The sequence below is a fragment of the Allobosea sp. P4_H5 genome (assembly GCF_056400825.1).
In genome coordinates this window covers 791,932-816,574 of the sequence record NZ_JBFUKM010000001.1, presented here as the reverse complement: position 1 = coordinate 816,574, position 24,643 = coordinate 791,932, and the positions used below count along the sequence as shown (strand labels likewise).

General features: G+C 67.4%; 23 protein-coding genes. 16 read left to right on the top strand and 7 right to left on the bottom strand.

The features are described from left to right. Positions 1-36 precede the first annotated feature (36 nt). Both gnd and AC1DS0_RS03870 read left to right on the top strand, forming a co-directional pair. On the top strand, positions 37-1,023 hold the full coding sequence (gnd, locus tag AC1DS0_RS03875) for a phosphogluconate dehydrogenase (NAD(+)-dependent, decarboxylating) (RefSeq protein WP_476813046.1): 987 nt from the start codon (positions 37-39) through the stop codon (positions 1,021-1,023). Between the two features lie 6 nt (positions 1,024-1,029). After that, entirely contained in the window at positions 1,030-1,557 is a 528-nt protein-coding gene (locus AC1DS0_RS03870) for a gluconokinase (RefSeq protein WP_476813045.1), read from the top strand. A 301-nt stretch (positions 1,558-1,858) separates the two neighbouring features. Here AC1DS0_RS03870 and AC1DS0_RS03865 read toward each other — a convergent pair whose 3' ends face one another. Beyond that, entirely contained in the window at positions 1,859-2,518 is a 660-nt protein-coding gene (locus AC1DS0_RS03865) for a Fe2+-dependent dioxygenase (RefSeq protein WP_476813044.1), read from the bottom strand. A 213-nt stretch (positions 2,519-2,731) separates the two neighbouring features. On the opposite strand from AC1DS0_RS03865, the gene AC1DS0_RS03860 reads away from it, so the two are divergent. From AC1DS0_RS03860 to AC1DS0_RS03850, 3 genes are all read left to right on the top strand, one after another. Next, positions 2,732-3,601, top strand: a complete 870-nt coding sequence (locus AC1DS0_RS03860) for a hypothetical protein (protein WP_476813043.1) — start codon at positions 2,732-2,734, stop codon at positions 3,599-3,601. 11 nt (positions 3,602-3,612) lie between these two features. Then, positions 3,613-4,968 (top strand): cytochrome c peroxidase, encoded by a 1,356-nt coding sequence (locus tag AC1DS0_RS03855; protein ID WP_476813042.1) that lies wholly within the window; start codon positions 3,613-3,615, stop codon positions 4,966-4,968. A 309-nt stretch (positions 4,969-5,277) separates the two neighbouring features. Further along, positions 5,278-6,807 carry a UxaA family hydrolase gene (locus tag AC1DS0_RS03850; RefSeq protein ID WP_476813041.1) on the top strand — a complete coding sequence of 510 codons (1,530 nt, stop codon included), beginning with the start codon at positions 5,278-5,280 and terminating at the stop codon, positions 6,805-6,807. Between the two features lie 151 nt (positions 6,808-6,958). Here the strand turns inward: AC1DS0_RS03850 and AC1DS0_RS03845 are convergent, their stop codons facing one another. Next, complete coding sequence (locus AC1DS0_RS03845; protein WP_476813040.1) at positions 6,959-7,933, bottom strand: VOC family protein; 975 nt, start codon at positions 7,931-7,933, stop codon at positions 6,959-6,961. Between the two features lie 163 nt (positions 7,934-8,096). Here AC1DS0_RS03845 and AC1DS0_RS03840 point away from each other — a divergent pair, with 163 nt between their 5' ends. Then, a complete protein-coding gene (locus tag AC1DS0_RS03840; protein WP_476813039.1) occupies positions 8,097-8,489 on the top strand; it encodes a hypothetical protein in 393 nt (130 codons plus the stop codon). Positions 8,490-8,501: 12 nt separating this feature from the next. Here the strand turns inward: AC1DS0_RS03840 and AC1DS0_RS03835 are convergent, their stop codons facing one another. Further along, positions 8,502-9,011, bottom strand: coding sequence for a MarR family winged helix-turn-helix transcriptional regulator (locus tag AC1DS0_RS03835; protein WP_476813038.1), 510 nt, complete (start codon positions 9,009-9,011; stop codon positions 8,502-8,504). A gap of 87 nt (positions 9,012-9,098) precedes the next feature. Here AC1DS0_RS03835 and AC1DS0_RS03830 point away from each other — a divergent pair, with 87 nt between their 5' ends. After that, positions 9,099-10,028 carry an alpha/beta fold hydrolase gene (locus AC1DS0_RS03830; protein WP_476813037.1) on the top strand — a complete coding sequence of 310 codons (930 nt, stop codon included), beginning with the start codon at positions 9,099-9,101 and terminating at the stop codon, positions 10,026-10,028. A gap of 46 nt (positions 10,029-10,074) precedes the next feature. Then, the gene (locus AC1DS0_RS03825) at positions 10,075-11,277 is read left to right on the top strand and encodes an ABC transporter substrate-binding protein (RefSeq protein ID WP_476813036.1); all 1,203 of its coding nucleotides are present in this window, start codon (positions 10,075-10,077) and stop codon (positions 11,275-11,277) included. Positions 11,278-11,445: 168 nt separating this feature from the next. On the opposite strand, the gene AC1DS0_RS03820 is transcribed toward AC1DS0_RS03825, so the two are convergent. Further along, positions 11,446-12,630 (bottom strand): aminotransferase, encoded by a 1,185-nt coding sequence (locus AC1DS0_RS03820; RefSeq protein WP_476813035.1) that lies wholly within the window; start codon positions 12,628-12,630, stop codon positions 11,446-11,448. 110 nt (positions 12,631-12,740) lie between these two features. On the opposite strand from AC1DS0_RS03820, the gene AC1DS0_RS03815 reads away from it, so the two are divergent. Then, entirely contained in the window at positions 12,741-13,496 is a 756-nt protein-coding gene (locus AC1DS0_RS03815) for an SIR2 family NAD-dependent protein deacylase (protein WP_476813034.1), read from the top strand. Here AC1DS0_RS03815 and AC1DS0_RS03810 read toward each other — a convergent pair whose 3' ends face one another. After that, a complete protein-coding gene (locus tag AC1DS0_RS03810) occupies positions 13,497-14,129 on the bottom strand; it encodes a LysE family translocator (protein ID WP_476813033.1) in 633 nt (210 codons plus the stop codon). A gap of 11 nt (positions 14,130-14,140) precedes the next feature. Next, positions 14,141-15,259 (bottom strand): mandelate racemase/muconate lactonizing enzyme family protein, encoded by a 1,119-nt coding sequence (locus tag AC1DS0_RS03805; protein ID WP_476813032.1) that lies wholly within the window; start codon positions 15,257-15,259, stop codon positions 14,141-14,143. A 202-nt stretch (positions 15,260-15,461) separates the two neighbouring features. On the opposite strand from AC1DS0_RS03805, the gene AC1DS0_RS03800 reads away from it, so the two are divergent. The 3 genes from AC1DS0_RS03800 (at position 15,462) to AC1DS0_RS03790 (ending at position 18,109) form a co-directional block, all read left to right on the top strand. Beyond that, the gene (locus AC1DS0_RS03800; RefSeq protein WP_091828504.1) at positions 15,462-16,073 is read left to right on the top strand and encodes a cold-shock protein; all 612 of its coding nucleotides are present in this window, start codon (positions 15,462-15,464) and stop codon (positions 16,071-16,073) included. 216 nt (positions 16,074-16,289) lie between these two features. Continuing rightward, positions 16,290-16,967 (top strand): HPP family protein, encoded by a 678-nt coding sequence (locus AC1DS0_RS03795; RefSeq protein WP_476813031.1) that lies wholly within the window; start codon positions 16,290-16,292, stop codon positions 16,965-16,967. Between the two features lie 95 nt (positions 16,968-17,062). Beyond that, on the top strand, positions 17,063-18,109 hold the full coding sequence (locus AC1DS0_RS03790; protein WP_476813030.1) for an HD-GYP domain-containing protein: 1,047 nt from the start codon (positions 17,063-17,065) through the stop codon (positions 18,107-18,109). A 3-nt stretch (positions 18,110-18,112) separates the two neighbouring features. On the opposite strand, the gene AC1DS0_RS03785 is transcribed toward AC1DS0_RS03790, so the two are convergent. Continuing rightward, positions 18,113-18,463 carry a HesB/IscA family protein gene (locus tag AC1DS0_RS03785; RefSeq protein ID WP_476813029.1) on the bottom strand — a complete coding sequence of 117 codons (351 nt, stop codon included), beginning with the start codon at positions 18,461-18,463 and terminating at the stop codon, positions 18,113-18,115. A gap of 86 nt (positions 18,464-18,549) precedes the next feature. Here AC1DS0_RS03785 and AC1DS0_RS03780 point away from each other — a divergent pair, with 86 nt between their 5' ends. From AC1DS0_RS03780 to AC1DS0_RS03765, 4 genes are all read left to right on the top strand, one after another. Continuing rightward, positions 18,550-19,791, top strand: coding sequence for a deoxyguanosinetriphosphate triphosphohydrolase (locus AC1DS0_RS03780; protein WP_476813028.1), 1,242 nt, complete (start codon positions 18,550-18,552; stop codon positions 19,789-19,791). A gap of 33 nt (positions 19,792-19,824) precedes the next feature. Further along, positions 19,825-21,591, top strand: a complete 1,767-nt coding sequence (gene argS, locus AC1DS0_RS03775; RefSeq protein ID WP_476813027.1) for an arginine--tRNA ligase — start codon at positions 19,825-19,827, stop codon at positions 21,589-21,591. A gap of 187 nt (positions 21,592-21,778) precedes the next feature. Continuing rightward, positions 21,779-23,401, top strand: a complete 1,623-nt coding sequence (locus AC1DS0_RS03770) for an SPOR domain-containing protein (RefSeq protein ID WP_476813026.1) — start codon at positions 21,779-21,781, stop codon at positions 23,399-23,401. A gap of 137 nt (positions 23,402-23,538) precedes the next feature. After that, complete coding sequence (locus tag AC1DS0_RS03765) at positions 23,539-24,477, top strand: arginase family protein (protein ID WP_476813025.1); 939 nt, start codon at positions 23,539-23,541, stop codon at positions 24,475-24,477. The last annotated feature ends 166 nt before the right edge of the window (positions 24,478-24,643 follow it).

The window sequence follows — 24,643 nt, the reverse complement described above, 5'->3', positions numbered from 1 at the left end:
AAAGCCGGCTCTCTGCCGGCAGCAGGAGCGTTCGCTATGCAGCTTGGAGTGGTCGGCCTCGGCCGCATGGGAGCCAATATCGTCCGGCGGCTGCACCGCGCCGGGCACAATTGCGTGGTCTATGACCGCGACCCGAAGCCGGGCGAGGCGCTGGCGAAGGACGGTGCCATCAATGTCGGCGATCTCAAGGAGATGGTGGCGAAGCTTGAGGCGCCGCGCGCGATCTGGATCATGCTGCCGGCCGGCGAGATCACCGAGAAGACGCTCGCCGATCTCGCGGCGATGATGAGCCCCGGCGATACGCTGATCGATGGCGGCAACGCTTTCTGGAAGGACGATGTCCGGCGCGGGCGCGAGCTCGAGGCCAAGGGCCTGCACTATCTCGACATCGGTACCTCCGGCGGCGTGCACGGGCTCGATCGCGGCTATTGCCTGATGGTCGGCGGCGACAAGGCGACCTTCGACCGGCTGGAGCCGATCTTTAAGGCGCTGGCGCCGGGCAAGGGCGAGATCGAGCCGACCAAGCATCGCGAAGGACGCAATCCGACGGCCGAGCAGGGCTATCTGCATTGCGGCCCGGCCGGCGCCGGCCATTTCGTCAAGATGATCCATAACGGCATCGAGTACGGGATGATGCAGGCCTTCGCCGAAGGCTTCGACCTCCTGCGCAACGCCTCGGCCAAGGACGGCCTGCCGGAGGAATACGGCTTCGACTTCGACGTCGCCGAGATCGCCGAGGTCTGGCGGCGCGGCTCGGTTGTGACCTCCTGGCTGCTCGACCTGACCGCAGAGGCGCTTGCGGCCGACGAGGAGCTCGGCGCCTATTCCGGCCATGTCTCGGATTCGGGCGAGGGGCGCTGGACGGTGCAGGCGGCGATCGAGACCGCGACGCCGGCCGAGGTGCTGACCTCCTCGCTCTACACCCGCTTCCGCTCGCGCAAGGACCATACCTTCGCCGAAAAAATCCTCTCTGCCATGCGCGCCGGCTTCGGCGGCCATGTCGAGCCGAAGAAGCAGGGCTGAGCGAGCATGACCTTTGCCAATGGCGCCGGGAAACCGGCGGTGATCGTCGTGATGGGTGTGGCGAGCTCGGGCAAGACCTCGCTCGGCGAGCGGCTCGCCGAAAAGCTGAGTTGGCCGTTCCGCGATGCCGACTCGTTCCATCCGCCGGAGAATGTCGCGAAGATGTCGGCCAGCATTCCGCTGACCGACGAGGACCGCAAGCCATGGCTCGTGGCGATCGCGGCCTGGATCGATGAATTGCGGACGACCGGCGGTAACGGCATCGTCACCTGCTCGGCGCTGAAGAAGGCGTATCGCGACGTGATCGTGGGAAATCGGCCGGACGTGGCGCTGGTCTACCTCAGGGGCTCGCGCGAATTGATCGGCCAGCGCATGGCCGCCCGCCAGCACCATTTCATGCCGCCGGCCCTGCTCGACAGCCAGTTCGCGACTCTGGAGGAACCGGGCGCCGACGAGAAGCCGCTCGTCGTCCAGGTCGAGGCGAGCAGGGAGGCGATCGTCGAGCAGGTGGTGCGGGAGCTGCGGCTGGGCTAGCCGCCCGGCGGCGCGCTATCCCGCGATGTCAGCGCCGCGATATCCTGGGCGCGATGGCGGGGCCTGAGCGAGGCCATGAGCAGCCCCATCCTGTGCCGGAGATATGCCAGGACCAGCGGCAGCAGCGGCGCTTGCGAGCGATCGGCGGTGTGCACGGATGTCTCTCCGCTCACATGAGACGGGCATATCCCGTCCGATCGGCAGCCTGCGCCCGTCGAGCACTCGCTGCAAGCGCGCATTGCGTGCAGTTCGTTCTATGGCACTTGAACGAACGCGGGGAGGTGACTTGTGCGCTGATGCCTCAGTCTTCCGCCCACATCCGGATCAGGTTGGCGAGCGATTTCGACAAGAGGTCGAACTCGGCGGTCTTGCCGTCGCGGCTGAACAGGGCCCGCCGGGCGCGGTCGAGATCGAACAGGATCTCGCGCTGGCCGCCATCGCGGATGAAGCTGCGCGCCCAGCCGACCGCCGCGAGGCGCTCGCCTGTCGTCACCGGCGCGACATGGTGGAGCGTCGTCGAGGGGTAGGCGATCAGCGAGCCGGCCGGCAGCTTGATCCACTCGTCGCCGGAGGTGCCTTCGATCACCAATTCGCCGCCCTCGTAGCTCTCGGGCGCGGCGAGGAAGAGGGTGAAGGAGATATCGGTGCGCAGCCCGCCCATCAGCGCATCGTCGACATGGCTGCCATAGGCGTGGCCGGGCTCGTAGCGGCTGAACAACAGCGGCGTCAGCGCCTTCGGCCGCACGGCGGCGGCGAAGACCTCGTTGGCGAGGATGCGCTCGGCGAGCTTCTGCCTGAGCGCCTCGCTGCCTGCGCCCGGGGCGGCCTGCCGATTGTTCTTGACCAGCTTGGCGTTCCAGCCAGCGGTGCCACTTCCATCCTCGAAGCGGATCGCGGCGAGCTCGGCGCGGGCCTCGTCGACTTCGGCGGGGCTGAGGACATTGCCGATCGGCAGGATCATGGCGGGACCTTCACGGCGAGTGCGGTCATCATCGGTGGCGCGGTGGGCGCTGTCCACCGCGAACACCTTCAGAGTTCGGTTTAAGTCTCTTTAGAACAACTATAATCAAGCTTTCAGCCTAGCCTCTTTCCTTGACTGCCCGAGAATTCGGGCTCATGCCGCTGCGACGACTTTGCGGGCCAAGTTGTGCCGGCCCGATGACAGGAGGCCGCGATGAAGACCACCAGCAAACTCTGGCTCGGCCTCGGAACCGTGATCGCCGCTGGCACAGGCCTGGCGGGCGCCGATCTCGGTCAGGTCGCGGCGGCGCCCGGCTTGCGCCAGGGCGACGGTATCCAGCTGGCGCAGCATGCGGCCGGCAGCCATGGCGCGCCGGCGACGCCTGCCAAGGGGCAGGGCGGCGAAGGCGGAGAGGGTGGTGAAGGCGGCAAGGCCGGTGGGCTTGCTCCGAACCTGAAATTTGCACGCTCGGTCGCCCTGATCCGCGGCCATCTGCTGGTCGGTGACGAACTGGTGCGCGCGGGCCGTTTCGGCGAGGCGCTGCCGCATTTCCTGCATCCGGCCGAGGAGATCTATGGCGGCATCAAGGGCGATCTTGCCACCTACAAGGTCCGCCCCTTCGAGGCGGCGCTGAAGGCGCTGGTGCAGACGGTCAAGGCCAAGAAGAAGGAGGCCTATGACGGCGCGCTCAAGCAGGTGCAGGAGCGGCTCGCCGAGGCCGATGTCGGCCTGCGGGCAGCGGAGCAGAACTGGCCGCGCTTCTCGGTCGAGACCGCGCTGGAGACGCTGAAGGTCGCGGCCGACGAATATGGCAATGCGATCGAGAAGGGCCGCATCGCCAAGGCGGTGGAGTACCAGGATTCGCGTGGGTTCGTCTGGCATGCCGAGGCAATGGTCGAGGCCGTCGCCGCCGACCTGCAGACCAAGGATGCCGAGGCGCTCAAGGAGTTGCGTGGCGCGCTCGCGAATCTCAAGAAAGCCTGGCCGGCTGCCGTCGCGCCGAAGAAGCCGGTCAAGGATGCCAGCGACGTCCTTTCCGACATTGCCCGCGTCGAGCTGCAGGCCGGGAACTTCCTGCGCTGAGGCGACGGGCCTTGGCTGTCGTCACCCCGAACGAGATGAAGCCGGCGCCATCGCTGCCCAGGGCATTCCTCGCTGGCATGCTGGCGGCCGCGCTCGCGCTGACCGGAGGCTCGCAGGCACAGGAGCAGGCGCCGGGGGCCGGCGAGGCTGCCTTGGTGGCCTTGCGTCCACTCTATCGCCGCCCGGACGGCGTGCCGTTTCCCGAGGCCAATCCGCCGACGCCGGCCAGACACGCGCTCGGTCGCCGGCTGTTTTCCGATCCAGCTTTGTCAGTGAACGGAGCGGTCTCCTGCACGAGCTGCCATGATCCGGCGCTCGGCCTCAGTGACGGCGTGCCGATCGGCCGCGGCGTCGCCAAGAAGCCGCTCGTCCGGCATACGCCGCATCTGTGGAACCTCGCCTGGGGCGCCGCCTATTTCTGGGATGGGCGGGCGCGGACGCTCGAGGAGCAGGTGCGCGGGCCGATCGAGAACCCGCTCGAAATGGGCGAGAGCCTGCCCCGTCTCGCCGGCAAGCTCGGGCACGACCGCTCCTATCGCAAGGCCTTCGCCGAGGCGTTTCCCCAGCATCCGCAGATCGGCCCCGATCAGATCGCCGCCGCGCTCGCGACCCATGTCCGCAGCCTGGTTTCGCCGAAAACGCGCTTCGACGCCTGGGCGGAGGGCAATGAGGCGGCGCTGAATGCCGAAGAGAAGGCGGGCTTCGCGCTCTTCAACGGCAGGGCCGGCTGCAGCAACTGCCATTCCGGCTGGGCCTTCACCGATAGGGCCTTCCACGACATCGGCCTGCCCGGCAGCGATCTCGGACGCGGCAAGGTCATCGGCCTGCCGGCTGCCGACCATGCCTTCCAGACCCCGTCGCTGCGCGAGCTCGCCTGGACGGCGCCCTATATGCATGACGGTTCGCTGGCGACTCTCGATGCGGTGCTCGACCATTACGACCATGGCGTCGTCCAGCGCCCGAGCCTGTCGCCCGACCTTAAGCTGGTGACACTGACCGAGCCGGAGCGGGCGGCGCTGCTCGCCTTTCTCGCGACCTTGTCGAGCGAGAACCCGCCGGTGCCGGCGCCCTTGGTCGCGGCGAGCCCTGCCGTTCCGCCGGCCGCGCGCGAAGGCACGGTGATCTCGCAGAAGGACAAGCTGTTCCAGCCCCCGGCGGTGCGCGTGCGGGCCGGGCAGAGCCTGACGATCGTCAACGACGATGTCCGCACCCATAATGTCCGTCTCGATACCGGGCTGCGGCCGTTCAATTCCGGCGCGCAGGAGCCCGGCCAGTCGGTGACGCTGCCCTTCGCGCGGCCGGGACGCTACGAGCTCTATTGCGGCATCCACCCGGCGATGCGGCTCGACGTTTCGGTCGAGCGGTAGATTTCCGATGAAGCCGCGCCGTCTTTCCGGGGCAGCCCGTAGGGCTGAGCCCGGAATCCAGAACCGAGACGGAGATCGGATAGCTCGTCGGTCGCCACGCCATAATCCCGACCGGTATCGGTTCTGGATTCCGGGCCCTTCGCTGCGCGAAGTCCCGGAAAGACGGCGTGGTTCCGCATCGAGCCTGCATCGCTGGCTGTTGCCCGCGACTGGCGCAACTCAGCTCCCAGTTTCAACCGATTGAAAAAAGGCCGCAATCAGAGCATTGCTTAGGGGAGGCGGGGGAGCCGCCGGTCCCAAGGTATCATCATGCTCGACAAAGCCGTTCCGCCGCGCACGCTGAAGCTCAATGCCGCCGACAATGTCGCGGTCGCCGTCGATCCGATCGATGTCGGTGTCAGTGCTGCCGGGGTCACCGCGCTGAAGCGCATCCCGCGCGGCCACAAGATCGCGCTGACCCGGATCGCCAAGGACGAGCCGATCCGCAAGTTCGGCCAGATCATCGGCTTCGCCACGCTCGACATCCCGCCTGGCGAATGGGTGCACGAGCACAATACCGGCTTCCACGCCTTCGAGCGCGACTATGCCTATGCCGCCGAGGCGAAGACGGAGTTCGTGCTGCCGGTCGAGCAGCAGGCGACCTTCGAGGGCTTTCGCCGCAAGGCCGGCAATGCCGGCACGCGCAACTATGTCGGCATCCTCACTTCGGTGAACTGCTCGGCCTCGGCCGCGCGCTTCATGGCCGAGGAGGTCAAGCGCTCGGGCCTGCTTGCCGACTATCCCAATGTCGACGGTGTCATCGCCCTGACCCACGGCACCGGCTGCGGCATCGACTACAACGGCGAGAGCTTCGAAGTCCTGAAGCGCACGACCTGGGGCTATGCCTGCAATCCGAACATGGCGGCGGTACTCGTCGTTGGCCTCGGTTGCGAGGGCTTCCAGATCAAGCGGATGAAGGAAGCCTATGGCGTCGAGGAGAGCGATGTCTTCCGCACGCTGACCATCCAGGAAACCGGCGGCACCAGGAAGGCCGTCGCGGCCGGGATCGAGGCGCTGAAGGTGATGCTGCCGATCGCCAACCAGGCCAAGCGCGAAACCGTGCCGGCCTCCGAGCTGATGCTCGCTCTGCAGTGCGGCGGCTCGGACGGCTATTCCGGCATTACCGCAAACCCGGCGCTCGGCAAGGCCGTCGACCTCCTGGTCGAGCATGGCGGCACCGCGATCCTCTCCGAGACGCCGGAGATCTACGGCGCCGAACACCTGCTCACCCGCCGCGCTGCGACGCGCGAGGTCGGCGAGAAGCTCGTCGGCATCATCAAATGGTGGGAGGACTATACGGCCCGCGCCCGGATGGACATGAACAACAACCCGTCGCCCGGCAACAAGGCGGGCGGCCTGACCACCATCCTGGAGAAGTCGCTCGGCGCTGCCGCCAAGGGCGGCACCAAGACGCTGGCCGCCGTCTACCACTATGCCGAGCCGGTCCGAAGCAAGGGCTTCGTCTACATGGACACGCCCGGCTATGATCCGGTCTCCGCGACGGGGCAGGTCGCCGGCGGCGCCAACATCCTCGCCTTCACCACCGGCCGCGGCTCGGCCTATGGCTGCAAGCCGACGCCCTCGGTCAAGCTCGCGACCAACACGCCGATGTATCTGAAGCAGACCGACGACATGGACCTCAATTGCGGCGATGTCCTCGACGGCGTGACGCTGGAGGAGAAGGGCAAGGAGATTTTCGACTACCTGCTGAAGATCGCCTCGGGTGAGAAGTCGAAGTCCGAGGAAATGGGCTATGGCGACGCCGAGTTCGTGCCCTGGCAGATCGGCGCGACGATGTGAGAGCGCGCAACTGCGCACTTTTTTAGGCGGTCATCCCGGACAAGCCGCGAAGCGGCGCCGATCCGGGATTCATGCCTGAACGGTTCAGGAATGGATCCCGGCTCTCCGCTTCGCTTCGGCCGGCATGATACGCGCCAGGTAGGCTTTTCGATCAGGTACTCACCAGCCTGAGCCGGGTTCCCCACGGGTCGGTGCTCTCGAAGCCGCGAGCCACGGCTGTCGGTGCATAGCCGGCGCTTGCCATGCGCTGGCGCTGCGTCGCCAGCAGAGCGGGATCGGCGACCTCGAGCGAGAACCAGTCTAGGCCGGTCTGGGCCCGGTCGCGCGACCCGGCGCCGGCGCTGTTCCAGGTGTTGAGCGCGACGTGGTGATGATAGCGGCCGGATGAGAGGAAGCTCGCCGTGTCGCGGCGCGAGGTCGAATCGAGGCCGATCGCGTCGCGGTAGAAGGTCTCGGACTGGGCGATGTCGCCGACGCGCAGATGCATGTGGCCGATGCGCAGCCCGGCAGGGGCCTCGCGATAGTCGCTGCGGTTCACATCGGTCAAAGCGAGGATGCCGTCGACGTCGAGCCGGTGCGTGCCCATGACGACGCGCTCGCCTTCCCAGCGCCAGAGTCGTGGATCGCGATCGGCATAGACCTCGATGCCGTTGCCCTCGGGATCGTCGAGATAGACGGCTTCGCTGACGCTGTGGTCGGCGAAGCCGGTGAGTGGCGTCTGGTTGCGCGCGACATGGACGAGCCAGCGGGCAAGATCGTGCCGCGACGGCATCAGGAAAGCGGTGTGGAACAGGCCGGCGGCGCTGCGCGGCTCGAATGCAGCCTGCGGTCGCGACTCCAGCCAGACCAGCGGCACATTGCCGGCGCCGAGGATGACACCATCGGCGCTGGCCGAGATGACGCCGAGGCCGAGCACGGACTGGTAGTAGCGGCTCATTCTGTCGAGGTCGCGCACGCGCAGGCCGATCGCGCCGCAGCGGATCGGCGCGCTGCCGGCAAAGCCCGATCCCGAGTCTGCCCCGGCGGGCGCTGGTCCCTCCGCCTGCGCAGCCGCAGCGGCTGCCATGGCGAGCGAGGTGGTGCCGGCGAGCTGCAGCAGGGTCCGCCTCGTCAATGCGATCGTCATCGTCACCAGTTCCGGTCGCGGCGCATTGCCGCTGCGGCCGTGCAGAGCATTCTTCGCGGCGGCATGCATGTCACAAGGGCGCGAGGGGCAAAACCCGCTCAGGCGGTCGCAATGCAGGCGCGCCGGCTTTCGTCCGGTGCTTCAACCGATAAGAAAACGGACTATGCGCAACTTTCTGATGGTCACCTTGCCCCGTATCGCCCTCGGCCTGCTCTTCATCGTCAGCGCGGTCGACGGTTTCTGGTGGCTCGCCACCGGCACTCACCTGATCCATCCGCCGACTTCCGAACGCGGACTCGTCTTCGAAGCCGCACTGCAGAACTCCGGGTTCTTCTGGCCCTTCCTCAAGGCGGTGAACCTCGCCGGCGGCCTGAGCCTGCTGTTCAACGTCGTGCCGGCTTTCGGGCTCGCGCTGATCGCGCCGGTGATGGCGGTGATCGTGCTGTTCCACTTCGCCATCAACCCGGCCGGCATCCCGGTCGCGATCATCCTGATCGTGACGGGCGGCCTCTTGGTCTATGCCTATCGCGAGCGCTATGCGGCGCTGCTGCGCTGACGCTTCCGAGCCTCACAGCTCGGAGGCGAAGCCCCATTGCGGGACATGGGCGGCGAGCTTATCGAGCAGCCGCCCGAGCTGGGCCCGCTCCTCGCCGGCCAGGCAATCGAGCATCGCCGCCTCCCTGGCCTTGAGGGCCGGGATGTAGCGCTCGTAGAGGGCGCGGCCTTCCGCCGTCAGAAAGAGGAGCTGGCGGCGGCTGTCGGCCATGTCAGGCTCGCGGCGGATCAGCTTCTTCTTCTCGAGCAGGATCACGGCGCGGCTGACGCTCGCCTTGAGATGCCCGGAGAACTCGCAGAACTCGCTGGCGGTGGCGCCGTCGCGCACGGTCAGGAAGATCAGGATGACGATCTCCGGCCGGGTCAGCCCGAACTCCATCTCGATCGCTCGGAAGGACGGCTCGCGATAGAAGTTCAGGATGTAGCCGATCTTGTAGGCGGTCGGGATCGCGGTGCCGTCGAGGATCGCGCGCCGCTGCCCGGCGTCGAGCTCGCCGGCCTCGTCCTGCGGAATTAGTCTCATATTGGACTTTTTTGTTGCGCGCGCCATGAGCCGGTCCTAGCATCCTCGCTAAGGAATGGCACGGTTTTGCCGTGCCGGGAGGAGGCGATGGACCAGGCTGGTGCCACAAGGCGGCAGGCGCTTTTGCGCGCGCCGAAGAGCTTCTATTCGGGCACGGACGCTCATCCGATCTATGTCGACCGGCTCGGGGTGGCCCAAGCGGGACGCTTGCCGATCGTCCTCGTCCATGGCGGCGGGCATACCGGCGCCTGCTATCTGACGACGCCGGACGGGCGGCCGGGCTGGGCACCGTTTTTCACCTGCGGCCGCGAGGTCTTCGTGCCGGACTGGCCGGGCCATGGCCGCTCGCCGATGCGGCCGGATTTCGCCACGCTGTCGAGCGTCGAGATCGCGACCAGCCTGCAGCATCTGCTGGAGGAGATCGGGCCGGCGGTGCTGCTGGTGCATTCGGCGAGTGGGCCGATGGCCTGGTGGATCGCCGAGCGGATTCCAAAGGCGATCGCGGCGATCGTCGGCGTCGCGCCGGGCGGTCCGGCCAATCTTCTACCGGTCTTGCCCGATGATGCTGAGGCGGTGGCCAAACTCAAGGACGATGAGAGCCTGGGCTGCCCCGTCCGGGTCGAGGAAGACAAGCCGCTCTTCATCCCGCCGGAGTTCATGCGCGCCTATTGGGCCAATTCCGAGCGCTTTCCGCAGCAGGCCTTCGAGGCCTATCGCCGCTCGATCGTGCCCGAGAGCGCGCGTCTGATGAACGAGCGCTTCAATATCGGCGGCAAGGGCCTGTGCATCGCCGATCCGGCGAACCTTGCCGCTCTGCCGATCCTGATCGTCACCGGCGACAGCGATCCGCGCCATCCGCGCGCGGTCGACGAGGCGACGGCGCGCTATCTCGGCGCGCAGTTCGTCTTCCTGCCGGAGCGCGGCATCGCCGGCAACGGCCATATGCCGATGTGCGAGGACAACAGCGACGAGATCGCGGCCCTGATCGTCGCCTGGCTGGAGACTAGGGGTCTTTGAAGCTCGAACCGGCGGCACTGCCGGACGATAGCTCGGGAGGATTGTGATGCGGTCGCTTCTTGCAGGCGGCGCCCTGATGGCGCTCGTCTCCATGCCGGCGCTGGCGCAGGTCAGCGACGATGTCGTCAAGATCGGCGTGCTCACCGATATGGCTGGCGTCACCGCCGATATCGGCGGCAAGGGCTCGGTGATTGCGGCCGAGCTCGCGGTCAAGGAGTTCGGCGCGACCGTGCTCGGCAAGCCGATCCAGATTGTCGCCGCCGACCATCAGCACAAGGCTGATCTCGGCACCTCGATCGCCCGGCAATGGTTCGACATCGACAAGGTCGATGCCGTCGTCGATGTGCCCAATTCCGCGGTGGCGCTGGCGCTGCAGTCGCTCGCCCGCGAGAAGAAGCGGATCGTGATGTATTCCGGCGCCGGCACGACGGCGCTGACCAATGAGCAGTGCTCGCCCTATGGCTTCCACTGGACCTACGACACCTATGGCGTCGCCCGCGGCACCGCCTCGGCGGTGGTCAAGGCGGGCGGCACCTCCTGGTTCATGCTGGCCTCAGATTATGCCTTCGGCCACCAGCTCCAGAAAGACGCGACCGATGTGGTCGAGGCCAATGGCGGCAAGGTCGTCGGCGCGGTGCGCCATCCCCTGAACAATGCCGACTTCTCCTCCTTCCTGCTGCGGGCGCAATCGTCTGGCGCCAAGGTGATCGGTATCGCCAATGCCGGCAACGACACGGTCAACGCGATCAAGCAGGCTGGCGAATTCGGACTGGCGGAGCAGGGCCAGAACCTCGCGGCACTGATCTTCTTCCTGCAGGACGTGCACAGCCTCGGCCTCAAGGCGACGCAGGGCACTTATCTGACCACCGCCTCCTACTGGGATCTCGACGAGCCCTCGCGGGCCTGGTCGAAGCAGTTCCTGGAGAAGGCCGGGATGATGCCCTCCATGCTGCATGCCGGCGTCTACGGCTCGGTGGTGCACTATCTCAAGGCGATCAAGCAGGCCGGCACCGACGATCCCGACAAGGTCGCCGCCGCGATGCGCGCCATACCGATCAACGACGCCTTCACCAAAGATGCGAAAATCCGCGCCGACGGCCGGGTGCTGCGCGAGATGTATCTCGCCCGGGTCAAGAAGCCGGCGGATTCGAAGGGGCCGTGGGACTATTTCGAGATCGTGCGCAAGATCGCGCCCGAGGAAACGGTCTGGCCGCTATCGGAGAGCAAGTGCCCGGCGGCGAAGGGGTGAAGGGGCTGCTCGCACATCTAATAGCCCTCATCCTGAGGAGCGGGCGAAGCCCGCGTCTCGAAGGATGTTCCAGCTGTCTCCGGAGCCTCCTTGAGCATCCTTCGAGACGCCATTCCTGACGGAATGGCTCCTCAGGATGAGGTCTCAAGGGACGAAGGAACTGAAAAGCTAGAGCGAAAAACCCTTCAGCCGCTCGCCCAGCTCAGCGATGCGCTCGGCCGCGACATTGGCGATGGCGATGCGTAAGTGCTGCTCCTGGCCGGGGCCGAAATAGGGACCGGGCAGAGCGAGCACGCCGCGCTCCTGCACCAGCTGGCGGACGACCTCGGCCGCTGGCACGCCTTCGAAGGGGTGGGCGACGTAAGCGAAGTAAGCTCCGGCGGCGAGCACGTTCCAGCCGTTCAGCGGCGCGATCGCCTGGCGGAAGAGCGCGGCGCGGGAGTTCATCTCGGCGCGGTTCGCCTCGCGCCAGGCGCGGATGCCCTCGATGCCCCAGGCGACGGCGCTCTGGCCGGCGCGCACCGGGCTGATCTGGACGCAGTCGAGTACCTTGCCGATCTGGGCCAGCGCCGCCTCGCCGGCGGTGATCGCACCCAATCGCCAGCCAGGCACGGCATAGGCCTTGGAGAAGCTGCAGAGGCCGATCAGCGAATCCTGCCAGTCGCTTGCGGCGAAGAGCTCATGCGGTCGGTCGGCGCCCTCGGGCAGGAAGTCGCGATAGGTTTCGTCGAGCACCAGCCAGATTTTCCGCTTGCGGCAGAGCGCGGCGAAGGCGGCGATGGTCGCAGGCGGATAGACGGCGCCGGTCGGGTTGTTCGGCGTCACCAGCACGATGGCGCGGGTGCGCTCGTCGATCAGCGCCTCAGCGGTTTCGGCATCCGGCACGAAGCCGCGCTGCGGATCGCAAGGCAGCGGGCGCGGTTCGACGCCGAGCATGTTCAGCGTCATCTCGTGGTTGAAATACCACGGCGTCGGCAGCAACACATTGTCGCCGGCGCGGGCGAGCGCCATCATCACGGTGACATAGGCCTGATTGCAGCCGGCGGTGATTGCGATCTCCTGCGGCCGGATCGTCCCGCCATAGAAGGCACTGCTCTCGGCGGCATAGGCCTCGCGCAGGACGTCGTCGCCCATAATCGGCCCATAGCGCGTGCTCTCGGGCGTGGCAGCTGCCTCGGCGAGGCGTTCCAGCAAGGCGGTGGGCGGTGGCGAGCCCGGCACGGCCTGCGACAGGTCGATCAGCGGGCCATTGCCGCCGGCATAGCCGCGGGCCCAGGCCTTGGCCTCGGGGATCGGCGGGGTCGCGGTGTCGATGAGGTCGGGATTGAGCGGGGCGGGAGAGGACGCGGACATGGCTGAGCTTTGCGGCGCGTTTCTTTCGGCGTCAACGGCTTCGCTGGCAGGGCTGGAGCGCAGCGCTGGTACGCCCCATATTCGAACCGGAACAAGGCGAGGCTGACGGCATGGACGAGGCGACCGAGGACGCGATCGAGGAACTGCATGCCATGCTCGACCGCGCCCGGGTGATCGTGCCGTTCACCGGGGCGGGGATCTCGACCGAATCGGGCGTGCCGGATTTCCGGTCGCCCGGCTCGCCCTGGATGCAGAACAAGCCGATCCCGTTCGAGATGTTCCTCGCCAGCCGGGAGGCGCGGATCGAGGCCTGGCGGCGCAAATTCGCGATGGACGACCATTATCGCGATGCCAGGCCCAATCGCGGCCACCGGGCGTTGGCGACTTTGATGGCGGAGGGGCGCTCGCCCGGCGTGATCACGCAGAACATCGATGGTTTGCACCAGGCCTCGGGCATCGCCGAGGATGGCGTGATCGAATTGCACGGCAACGGCACCTATGCGACCTGCCTGACCTGCGGCTGGCGGCATGAGCTTGCGGCGATCCGGGCGGAGTTCGAAGCGAGTGGCGAGCCGGCCGCCTGCGTGATGTGCGCCGGGATCGTGAAGACGGCGACGATCTCCTTCGGCCAGCAGATGCCGCAGCAACCGATGCTGCGGGCGCATGAGCTGACGATGTCCGCCGATCTCTATCTGGTCGCCGGCTCCTCGCTTGTCGTCTTTCCGGCCGCGACCTTTCCGGTCATCGCCAAGCGGAATGGTGCCAAGCTCGTCATCCTCAATCGCGAGCCGACCGACCTCGATCCGATCGCCGATCTCGTCGTACGGAGCGAGATCGGCCCGGTGCTGGCGCGATTGGCGAACTGATCAGTCGCGCGAGGCGAAGGCGAGCCTCACCGCCAGCCCGCCGAAGACGACGCCGAGGATGCGCTGCGGCCAGAGCGCCAGATGCGGGCGGCTGGCGATGGCGCGGCCGAGCCGGCTCGCCGTCAGGATGACGATCCCGTTCGCGATCAATCCCATGACGTTGAGGATCGTCGCCAGCACCACGACCTGGAGCAGGAGAGAGCCGGCCTCAGGCTTCAGGAACTGCGGCAGCAGTGCCAGCATGAACAGCGCCATCTTCGGATTGAGCAGATTGGTCAGCAGCCCCTGCAGGAAGATCTGGCGCAGCGGGAAGCGTGCAGCGTCGGCCGTCGGAGCGAAGAGCGTTGCGGGCGAGCGCAGGGTCTTCCAGGCGAGCCAGGCGAGGTAGGCGGCGCCGGCCCAGCGCAGCGCGTCATAGGCGGCCGGCACGAGCAGGAAGAGCTGCGACAGGCCATAGGCGGCGGCGAGTGCCTGGAGATAGCTGCCGGTGGCGATGCCGGCATAGGTCATGAAGCCGGCGGCACGGCCCTGGCTCATGCTGCGCGAGGCGATCAGCAGCATGTCGGGGCCGGGCGTCGCCGTCAGCACGGCGCAGGCGGCGGTGAACAGAACGAGCGTCGTGGCGTCGAGCATAGCAGGGTCCTTCAGGCCAGCGGCTTGGCGAAACGCTGGAAGGCGTCCCTGGTCGGCGTGGTGCCGGCGCCCGGCTGCTGCGGACGCAGGAAAGAGCCGTCGGCGACATTGGCCGGCTCGGCGAAGGCGTCCTTGATCCAGGGGATGTATTCGAGCACCGGCGTCGCCTGATGCCAGTAGGCGAGATGGACGTGGACCTGGCTCATCTCGCCGGCATGGGGCGCGACCGGCAGGCGATGGGCCAGCGCCAGCTCGGCGACCTGGATGTATTCGGTGATGCCGCCGAGGCGGGTGACGTCGGGCTGGACATAATGGATCGCGCCGGCCTGGATGAAGGCGCGGAAGGCATCGACCGTATAAAGCTGCTCGCCGAGCGCGACGGGAATAGAGGTCGAGCGGGCGAGCTCGGCATGCGAGCCGATATCGTCGTACCAGAGCGGCTCCTCGAACCAGAACAGGTCGAGCGCCTCGGCGCGGCCGCAGAAGCGCTTGCAGGTGGGCAGGTCCCATTTGCCGTTGCCGTCGACCGCGATGGTGACATGGTCGCCGACCGCGCGGCGGACCGCTTCGAGCCGGCCGATATCGGTCATCGGATCGGCATGGCCGACCTTGATCTTGATGCGGTGGAAGCCGTCGCGCTCGACCGCCATGCGTGCGCCCTCGACCAGCTCGTCCTTGGGGATCGAGAGCCAGCCGATATCGGTATTATAGGCTTCGAGCTTGGTCTTGCTGGCGCCGCCGAGCAGATGCCAGAGCGGCAAGCCCGCCTTTCTCGCCTTGAGATCCCAGAGCGCGATGTCGACGGCGGCCAGCGCCAGCTGGGTGATGCCGGCGCGGCCGACCCATTGCAGCGCCGGGTGGCGGGCGAGCTTCAGCCAGAGCCGCGAATGCTCGGAAGCGTCCTCGCCGACGAGCAGCGGCGTGTAGCAATCGCGGATGCACGACGTGATCAGCCGGTCGGAGGCGAGATCGGCATGGGTGCCGGTGAAGCCGTAGCCGGTGAGCCCGTCCTCGCTGACGACCTTCGTGCCGACCACGCCCCAATGACTGATCCGGTGGGTCGAGTCGGCGATCGAGCCGCCAGTGACCGGGATATGGAGGATGAAGGGCTCGATACGGGCGATGCGCATGGCTGTTCTCCGACTCTCGCCTGCGACTCTTGGGCCGATCATCGACCTGATGCGCGGAAGCGACAAGGCGCAGCTTTCGGCGGCCCTACACGCGCTTTGCGCATGCTGATGATGTGGATGAGCGGGAAGCGGCTGTTTCCCGGCTTCGTCGGGGTGCTATCGTCACGTCACGAATCACGTTCGCGGCGGAGATGAGCGGAACATGTCCGACGAATACGGCGACGGAGGCAGGCCACCGGTCGGCCCGCTGCAATCGCTCAACCGGATCGTGCGACTGGACGGGCCTGAGACGATCGCCGAGCAGGTGGTCGAGATCATCGGCCACGTCAAATGGTTCGATGTGAGCAAAGGCTACGGCTTCGTGGTGCCACAGGATGGCGGCAGCGATGTCCTGGTCCATGTTACCACCCTGAAACGCGACGGCTTCCATGCCATCGCCGAGGGCGCGCGCATCGTGCTCGAGGCGGTTGCCAAGGCGCGCGGTCGCCAGGCCACGCGGGTGCTCTCGATCGACACCTCCGCGGCGCGCCATCCGGCTGAGATGCCGATGCCGCGCACCAATGCGACGGTGACGCCGACGAGCGGGCTGGAGCGCATGGTGGTGAAGTGGTTCAACCGCCTGCGCGGCTTCGGCTTCGTCTCGGCCGGCGAGGGCGCGCCCGACATCTTCGTCCATATGGAGACGCTGCGCCGCTACGGCATCGTCGAGCTGATTCCGGGGCAGACCGTGCTGGTGCGCTATGGGCCTGGACCGAAGGGGCTGATGGCGGCCGAGATCCGGTTCGAGCAGGGCGGGCCGCCCAGTTCGCACTGAGAAAAACTCTCTTTGAAAAGGCGCCTTCGGGCGCCTTTTTTGTTGTGTTGCAGGTGGCTGCGGAGATTGACTTAGGTAATTCACGTCGTCTGTTGTGAATACGCTATTTTGCCGTTGAATTGTGCGTAATGCACATGATAGAGGCAGATCGTGATTGATTTTGGAGCACGTTCTGCTTGGCTGACGGCTGGCGGGACGAGCTTCGGAGAATCTGCTGTGAAGCTGTTCCATCCGATCCTCGCCGGCGCGACGCTGGCCGAGCGCGCTATCGCCTGTGCCGGCGTCTTCGCCGCGATCGCGCTCACGGCGGCCGCTGGATATGTCTTCCCGACCAACTCGCCGCTGGTGGTGGCGCCGATCGGCGCGTCGGCCGTGCTGGTCTTCGTTGTGCCGGCAAGCCCGCTGGCACAGCCCTGGCCGGTGATCGGCGGCAATGTGATCTCGGCGCTGGTCGGGCTCGCGGTCGGCTGGGCCGTGCCGGACCTGACCATTGCGGCGGCGCTTGCCGTGGCGCTGGCCATCGCGACCATGTCGCTGACGCGCTCTCTGCACCCGCCGGGCGGGGCGGTCGCGCTGACGGCCGTGCTTGGCGGTCCCGCCGTGATGAAATGGGGCCTGTTGTTTCCCTTCGTGCCGATCGGGCTGTGTTCACTGTCCCTGGTCGCGCTCGGCGTCGCCTTCCATGGCCTGACCCGGCGAAGCTACCCGCATCGGTCGCAGGTGGCCGGGACGGTCGCCCCGCAGGTGGCGGCCCCGGCGATGTTCAGCGCGCCCGATATCGATGAGGCGCTGGCGCAGATGGGCGAATCCTTCGACATCGCGCGCGAGGATCTCGACCGATTGCTGCAATATGCCGAGGCGAGCGCGATGCGGCGGCAGGCCCGGAGTTCATGACTTCAGCCGCTTCTGAACCGAAACGGCGAATTTGAGCGAATCGGCTTCACCCGACCTCAAGGAACCTGCGGCTAGGGTGTCTTCGTTATGGGGACATGCCGATTGCCGTGCTGCTGATCACCGACCGTCCGGAGCAGAACAAGAAGCTCGAGCGATTGCTGTCGCTTTGGGGGCCGTGCGGTGTCGTCGACCTGCATCGTCCGGCGAAAGGCGGGCCGGTGCCGACGCGACTGCTCGTCAGCGACGTCGATCTGTCGAACCGCGTCGCGGTCGAGGCCGTTCGTGATCGGGTCGCGGCGCACCGGCGCAAGGGAATGCCCTTTCTCTGCCTGCTGCGGGACCAATCTCCGCGCCTGACGATCCAGGCCAACGCGATCGGAGCGAGCGCGATCCTGCCGGCAGGCCTTCCGGCAAAGACCCTGCTCGACGAGATCGGCCGCATTCTCAATCCTGGAGGATACGGCGCGATCCAGCAGAACTTCATCGCGGCATCCGCCGGCATGGCCGACATGCTTTCGGCTGCCGCCGAAGGTCGGGCCTTGCCGGTGGCAGCCATCGAGGGCAGCGTCGAGGCGATCAACCGCGCTGCCGACGATCGCGAACTCGGCGCCTGGCTCGAGTTGGTCTGGAACCATGACGATGCCACCTATCAGCATTGTCTGCTGGTGGCAGGTCTTGCAGCGGCGTTCGCGCGGGAACTCGGTTTTCCCGAAGAGGCGCGCAAGCAGGTCACCAGCGCCGCCGTCTTGCACGACATCGGCAAGGCACGCGTTCCGCTCGCGATCCTGCACAAGGCCGGCAAGCTGACGACGGAGGAGCTCGCGATCGTGCGCGAGCACCCGCAGACCGGCTATGAGATGCTGCTGCGGCAGGGCGCCTTCGCCCGCGAGGTCGTCGACGCCACGCGCAGCCATCACGAATATCTCGACGGCACCGGTTATCCGCAGGGGCTGAAGGCGCACGAGATCTCGGACGTCGTCCGGATGGTCACGATCTGTGACATCTATGCGGCGCTGATCGAGCGACGCTCCTACAAGGAACCGATGGCGCCGGAAGAAGCTTATTCCGTGCTGGTCGGGATGGGCGCCAAGCTCGATGCCGACCTGCTGCGGGCATTCCGGGCCGTGGTGCTGCCCGGCTGAGGCTCAGAGCGCGAAGGAGGTGCCGCAGCCGCAGGAACTCGTCGCGTTCGGATTGATGATCCTGAATGACTGGCCGACGAGGTCGTCGACGAAATCGATGGTCGAGCCATCGAGCAATTCGAGCGAGGTCTCGTCGATCAGGACGGTCGCGCCGTCGCGCTCGATCACGATATCGTCCGGGGTCTTCTGCCGGTCGATGTCGAAGACGTACTGGAATCCCGAGCAGCCGCCGCCGGCGACGCTGACGCGCAGCATCGAGCCCGGTGCTTCGCTCGCCATCACCGCGAGGATACGGCTCGCGGCCTTGTCGGTCAGCGAGATCGCGTGCGGCTTGGCTTCGATCGCCATGGTCATGCGCAGAACATCCTTGCTCCTGCCTCGATTGCAAAGGTAATGGCGCAGGCGCATCGCTTCAAGCCGCGCCTGCCCCAGGGGCCGCTATGCCGCAAGCACACGAGAACACCACAGCTCAGACGCGCGAGCCCGGCGACCGCTGGCGCGCGGTCTACGCCTGCCGCACGGCGACGAGCCGCGGCCGGCTGGTCGAGGAACCCGGCTCGGCAACGCGCAATCCGTTCCAGCGCGACCGCGACCGCATCATCCATTCCACCGCCTTCCGCCGGCTGAAGCACAAGACCCAGGTCTTCGTCTCGCATGAGGGCGACCATTTCCGCACCCGCCTGACCCATACGATCGAGGTGGCCCAGATCGCCCGCGCTCTGGCTCGTGCGCTCGGGCTCGACGAGGACCTGGCCGAGGCGCTGGCGCTGGCCCACGATCTCGGCCACACGCCCTTCGGCCATACCGGAGAGGACGCGCTCGACGAATGCATGGCCGGCTTCGGTGGCTTCGACCACAACGCCCAGACGCTTCGGATCGTCACCCGGCTGGAGCGGCGCTATGCCGGCTTCGACGGGCTCAACCTGACCTGGGAGGCGCTGGAGGGGCTGGTCAAGCACAACGGCCCGTTGCTTTTCGCCGACGGCAAGCCGACCGACCGTTATGCCGCGACCGGCATCCCGGTCGCGATTCTCGAATACCAGGAGAAGCAGGACCTCTGGCTGGACAGCCATGCCTCGGCCGAGGCGCAGGTCGCGGCGCTCGCCGATGATATCGCCTACAACGCCCATGATATCGACGACGGCCTGCGCGCTGGGCTCTTCGACCTTCCCGAATTGCGCGCGGTGCCCTTCCTCGCCGGGCTTCTCGACGAGATCGACGCCTTGCACCCCGGGCTGGAGCGCCCGCGCGCGATCAACGAAATGGTGCGCCGGGTGATCACCCGCTTCGTCGAGGATGTGATCGTCGAATCCGAAAAGCGGATCGCGGCGCTGGCGCCGGCGGATGCCGACGCGATCAGGCGGGCCGGGGCGCCGGTCGTCGCCTTCTCGCCGGCGATGGCCGCGGCCGACAAGGCGATCAAGGGTTTTCTCTATCCCAACATGTATCGCCATCCGCGCATCGGTGTGATCCGCAAGGAGGCGGCCGACATCGTCCGCGACCTGTTCGTACGCTTCAAGGCGCAGCCGCAGGCGATGACCTCGGAGTGGGCGGCGGGCTGCGACGCGCTCGACGAAGCGCGTCTTTCGCGCCGAATCGCCGACTACATCGCCGGCATGACCGATTCCTACGCGCTCGACGAGCACCGGCGCCTGTTTGACGCCACCCCGTCGCTGCGATAGGGCCGGGCGCTTCCTTACGCATTCTTGGTCGCCATGAACATTTTCGAGACTTTCTCCGCGCGCCTCGCCACCGTCCTTGCCGGACTGGCGCAAGCCGGCCGCATCCCGGCCGGTCTGTCGCTGGCGCGCGTCGTGGTCGAGCCGACCAAGGACCCGGCCCATGGCGATCTCGCGATCAACGCCGCCATGGTGCTGGCCAAGGAGGCCGGCATGGCGCCGCGCGCGCTCGCCGAGCTGATCGTCGCCGAGCTGGCCAAGGACGGCGATGTCCTCAAGGCCGAGATCGCCGGGCCCGGCTTCATCAATCTGACGCTGCAACCTGCTGTTTTTACAAAGGTTCTGAAGTCGGCTGTGCTGGCCGGCACCGAGCATGGCCGCGGCGCCACCAAGGGCGAACCCAGGATCAATGTCGAGTACGTCTCGGCCAATCCGACCGGGCCGATGCATGTCGGCCATGGCCGCGGCGCGGTGTTCGGCGATGCGCTGGCGAGCCTGCTCGCCTTCGCCGGGCACGACGTCACCCGCGAATACTACATCAACGATGCCGGCGCGCAGGTCGACGTGCTCGCCCGTTCCGCCTTCCTGCGCTACCGCGAGGCGCTGGGGGAGGATATCGGCGCGATCCCGGAAGGGCTTTATCCCGGCGACTACCTGGTCTCGGTCGGGCAGACGCTCGCCGAGCAACATGGCCCGTCGCTGCGCGACAAGCCCGAATGGGACTGGCTGCCGCTGGTGCGCCAGGCGGCGATCGACGGCATGATGGCGATGATCCGCGACGATCTTGCCGCACTCGGCGTCGTCCATAGCCTTTTCTTCTCCGAGCGTTCGCTGCAGGGCCGCGACGGCAATTCCAACGCCGTGCACCAGACGATCGAGGATCTGCGCGCCCGCGACCTGATCTATGAGGGTCGGCTGCCGCCGCCCAAAGGCCAGAAGGACGAGGACTGGGAGGATCGCGAGCAGACCCTGTTCCGCGCCACGAAATTCGGCGACGACGTCGACCGGCCGCTGCTGAAATCGGATGGCAGCTACACCTACTTCGCCAACGACATCGCCTATCACCGTTCGAAGTTCACCCGCGGCTTCGCCGAGATGATCGACGTCTGGGGCGCCGATCATGGCGGCTACGTCAAGCGCATGCAGGCCGCGGTGAAGGCAGTGACGAACGGGCAGGGCGCGCTCGACGTCAAGCTCTGCCAGATGGTCCGCCTGCTGCGCAATGGCGAGCAGGTCCGGATGTCGAAGCGCTCTGGTGACTTCGTCACGCTGCGCGAGGTCATCGACGAGGTCGGCCGCGATGCGGTGCGCTTCATGATGATCTTCCGCAAGAACGACGCGACGCTCGACTTCGATCTTGCCAAGGTGGTCGAGCAGTCGAAGGACAACCCGGTCTTCTACGTCCAGTACGCGCATGCGCGCTGCGCCTCGATCTTCCGCCAGGCGGCCGAGGCCTTCCCGGACCTCGACCTTACGCCGCAGGCGCTGGCGCAGGCGGATCTCGGTTTGCTGACCGACGAGTCGGAGATCGGCATCGTCAAGATGATCGCGGCATATCCCAGGATGATCGAAGCCGCGGCTTCGTCACACGAGCCCCATCGTGTCGCCTTTTTCGTGCACGACCTGGCCAGCGCCTTCCACTCGCTGTGGAACAAGGGCAAAGACTCGCCGCAATTACGGTTCGTTAATCAAACTGATCGAAAGTCGACATCGGCAAGATTGGCGTTCGTGCATGCGGTACGCAGCGTCCTTGCTTCCGGTCTGGCGGTCGTTGGGGTGACGGCGCCGGAGGAGATGCGCTGACGGGGTCCATCCCGGCGCATCGGGTGCTTTGCGGATCAGGATGATCCGGCCAGCGCCCGCCGGGTCCGATACGAAGGCGGTGTTGGCCGATATGCCGAAAGGCGGGTCGGCTGGGCTTTCGTCAGATTGACCGCGCTGTGGCGGCATCCTTTGATGGATGGCGGCGTGCGCTGGAATGGATCATGTCATGAGCGAGCCAGCTAGAAACCGTTTCGCCCTCGATCTCGACGATCTCGAGCGCCAGCTGCGTGGAGCGGCCCAGCCGCAGAAGGCGGGCGCTGCCTCCGATCCGCTGATGGAGCTGACTCGTCTCGTCGGCCAGGACGATCCGTTGAAGGAGCTCTTCGCCGGCCGCCCCGCCGAGCAGGCGCGTCCCGCGGCCCCGGCTGCGCCGCAGCCCGCCTCCTGGGCTCGGACCGAGCCCAGCTTCCAGCCGACGCTGCTCACCGCCCCGCCGGTGCAGCCGGTCTCGCCGCCGGCCGATGTGCGCGGTGCGCTCGACGAGTTCGAAGCCCTGCTGCGCCGGACCGAGCCGGTGCGGACCACGCCGCAGCCTGTTGCGCAGGCACCCGCCGCGCCGGCGCATGATTATGACGAGCCGGAGCCGCTCCCGGTGCGCGCGCAACCCTACGCGATGCAGGACGGGCCGCACGCCTATGTTCCCGAGCAGCCGCGCGATCTCGACGAGGCTGCCAAGCACAGCCATGTGCAGGCGCAGGCCTATGCTCCCCAGCCCGCACCCGACTATCATCAGGCTGCGCCGGACTATGACGCGCAGCATCAGGATGTCGAGGACGAGCATCGCGACTTCCGGCGCTCGCGGTCGCGCAAGGGCATGCTGACGGCGGCGGCGCTGGTCATCGTCGCGGTCGGCGGCGTCGGTGCCGCCATGGTCTTCCGCAATGGCAAGCCGGCAGGCGTCAACGGCCAGCCGCCGGTGATCGCGGCCGATACCGGCCCGTCCAAGGTCGCTCCCGTCAATCCGGGCGGCGCCGAGATCCCGAACCAGAACAAGCAGATCTACGAGCGCAGCGGCGACGCCAGCGCCGACAAGACCAAGGTGGTCAGCCGCGAGGAACAGCCCGTCGACGTGCAGCAGGCGGCGCGCTCCATGGCGCCGCGTCCGACGCAGGGCTCGAACGGCGCGATCACGCCAACCGATACCGCGGCCGCCGGCCTTGCTTCCTCCGAGCCCGGCCTGGTGCCGATTCCGGCCGTGCCGGGCCTCGGCGAGCCGCGCAAGGTCCGCACGGTGGCGATCCGCCCCGATGGCACGCCGGCGCCGGCCAATGCCACTGCGTCGAGTGCCCCGGGACAGGGCATCGTGACCGGCTCGGCTCCGGCGAACCGCCCGGCCTCGGCGACCCCGGCCCAGACCGCCCAGGCCGCTCAGCGTCCGCAGCAGCCGGGCGCGACGCCCGCCGCGGCGCCGAAGACGCAGGAGCGCGCCGCCGCTCCGGCGACTCCGCCGGCTGCCCAGACGCCTGCCGCCAACACCCGTACCGCCGCGCTCGCACCGCAGCAGGCCGAGCCGGCGGCCACCGCGCCGCGAGCCGACCCGAATGGCGGCTTTGCCGTGCAGCTTGGCGCGCCGGGCAGCGAGGCCGAGGCGCGGGCCACCTTCGCGGCGCTGCAGCGCAAATATCCGGGCCAGCTCAACGGCCAGAGCCCGATCGTGCGCAAGACTGAGCTCGCCGGTGGCAAGACGGTCTACCGCCTGCGCGTCGGCCCGTACTCTCGCGAGGATGCGAGCTCGATGTGCTCGGCGCTGCAGGCCGCCGGCGGGCAGTGCTTCATCGCCAAGAACTGAGCAGGCGCGGGCGGAGCCGAGGGTTCCGCCGCCGATAGAACCAAAGCCGGCCGCGATCGTCGCGGCCGGCTTTTGCTTGCGTGGGGCTTCGCCGGCGGGGCAGGCTGGTCGGGATCTCCAGCGATGCAGGCTTCCAGATGTCTCCCGATCCAATTCCTGGCCGCGCCGCCGACCCGCGCTTCCTCGATTGCGAGAGCTCGGCGCCTGAAGCCGTGCCGCATGGCGCCGTCGCGGTCATCGGCATTCCGGCCGCGACGCCCTATCGGTCGGGCCGGGCCCATAGCGAAGCCGCACCGGCCGCGATCCGCCGCGCCAGTGCGGCCCAGGTCGCCAAGCTCACGCATTACGATTTCGATCTCGGCGGGGCGCTGCTGCCGGCGGGAGGGCGGCTGGTCGATTGCGGCGATCTCGCCTTCGATCCGGCCGACCTGCCCGGGAACCGTGCGCGAATCGCAGATGCCTATCAGACGTTGCTGGCGCGTGGTGCGGCGCCGCTCCTGCTCGGCGGCGACGACAGTGTCCAGATCCCGGCGCTCGGCGCCTTCGCGGCACGCGGCGAGATCACGATCCTGCAGGTCGATGCCCATATCGACTGGCGCGAGGAGGTCGAGGGCGAACGCTTCGGCCTGTCGAGCACGATGCGGCGCGCCTCGGAGTTCGACGGCGTCAGGACGATCGTGCAGGTCGGCGCGCGCGGCACCGGCAGCGCCCGACCCTCTGACGTGGCGGAGGCGAGGGTGGCCGGAGCGCAATTGATCGATATGAGCATCCTGCGGGCGAGGGGGATGGCACCGGCGATCGAGGCCGTTCCGCCGGGACGGCCGGTGGTGGTCTGCTTCGACGTCGACGGTTTCGATCCCGCCGTGGTGCCCGGGGTGCTCGGCCGCACGCCCGGCGGGCTCACCTACGGCGATGTCGTCACGCTGCTGAACGGCGTGGCGGAGCGGGCGCCGATCATCGGCTTCAACATCGTCGAATTCGTGCCGGAGGCCGATATCGACGGCCTCGGCACCCGCACGGTCTGCCGGTTGGCCATGCTCGGAGCCGGCCTTCTTGCTCGCAGCGCAGGCGGCTGAACCTCATCCCCATGCCGCTGTGCAGGAATCCCGGATTGCTCCCGCGATCCGGACATGCGCGCGTTGCGGCGCCATGGCTGGAGCACGGTCAGCGCGTGCTCTAGCTTCACCCCGAATCCGCGGCCTAATCCGGTCTGAAAATGCGGAAGGCCTGCAAGTGAGAGGA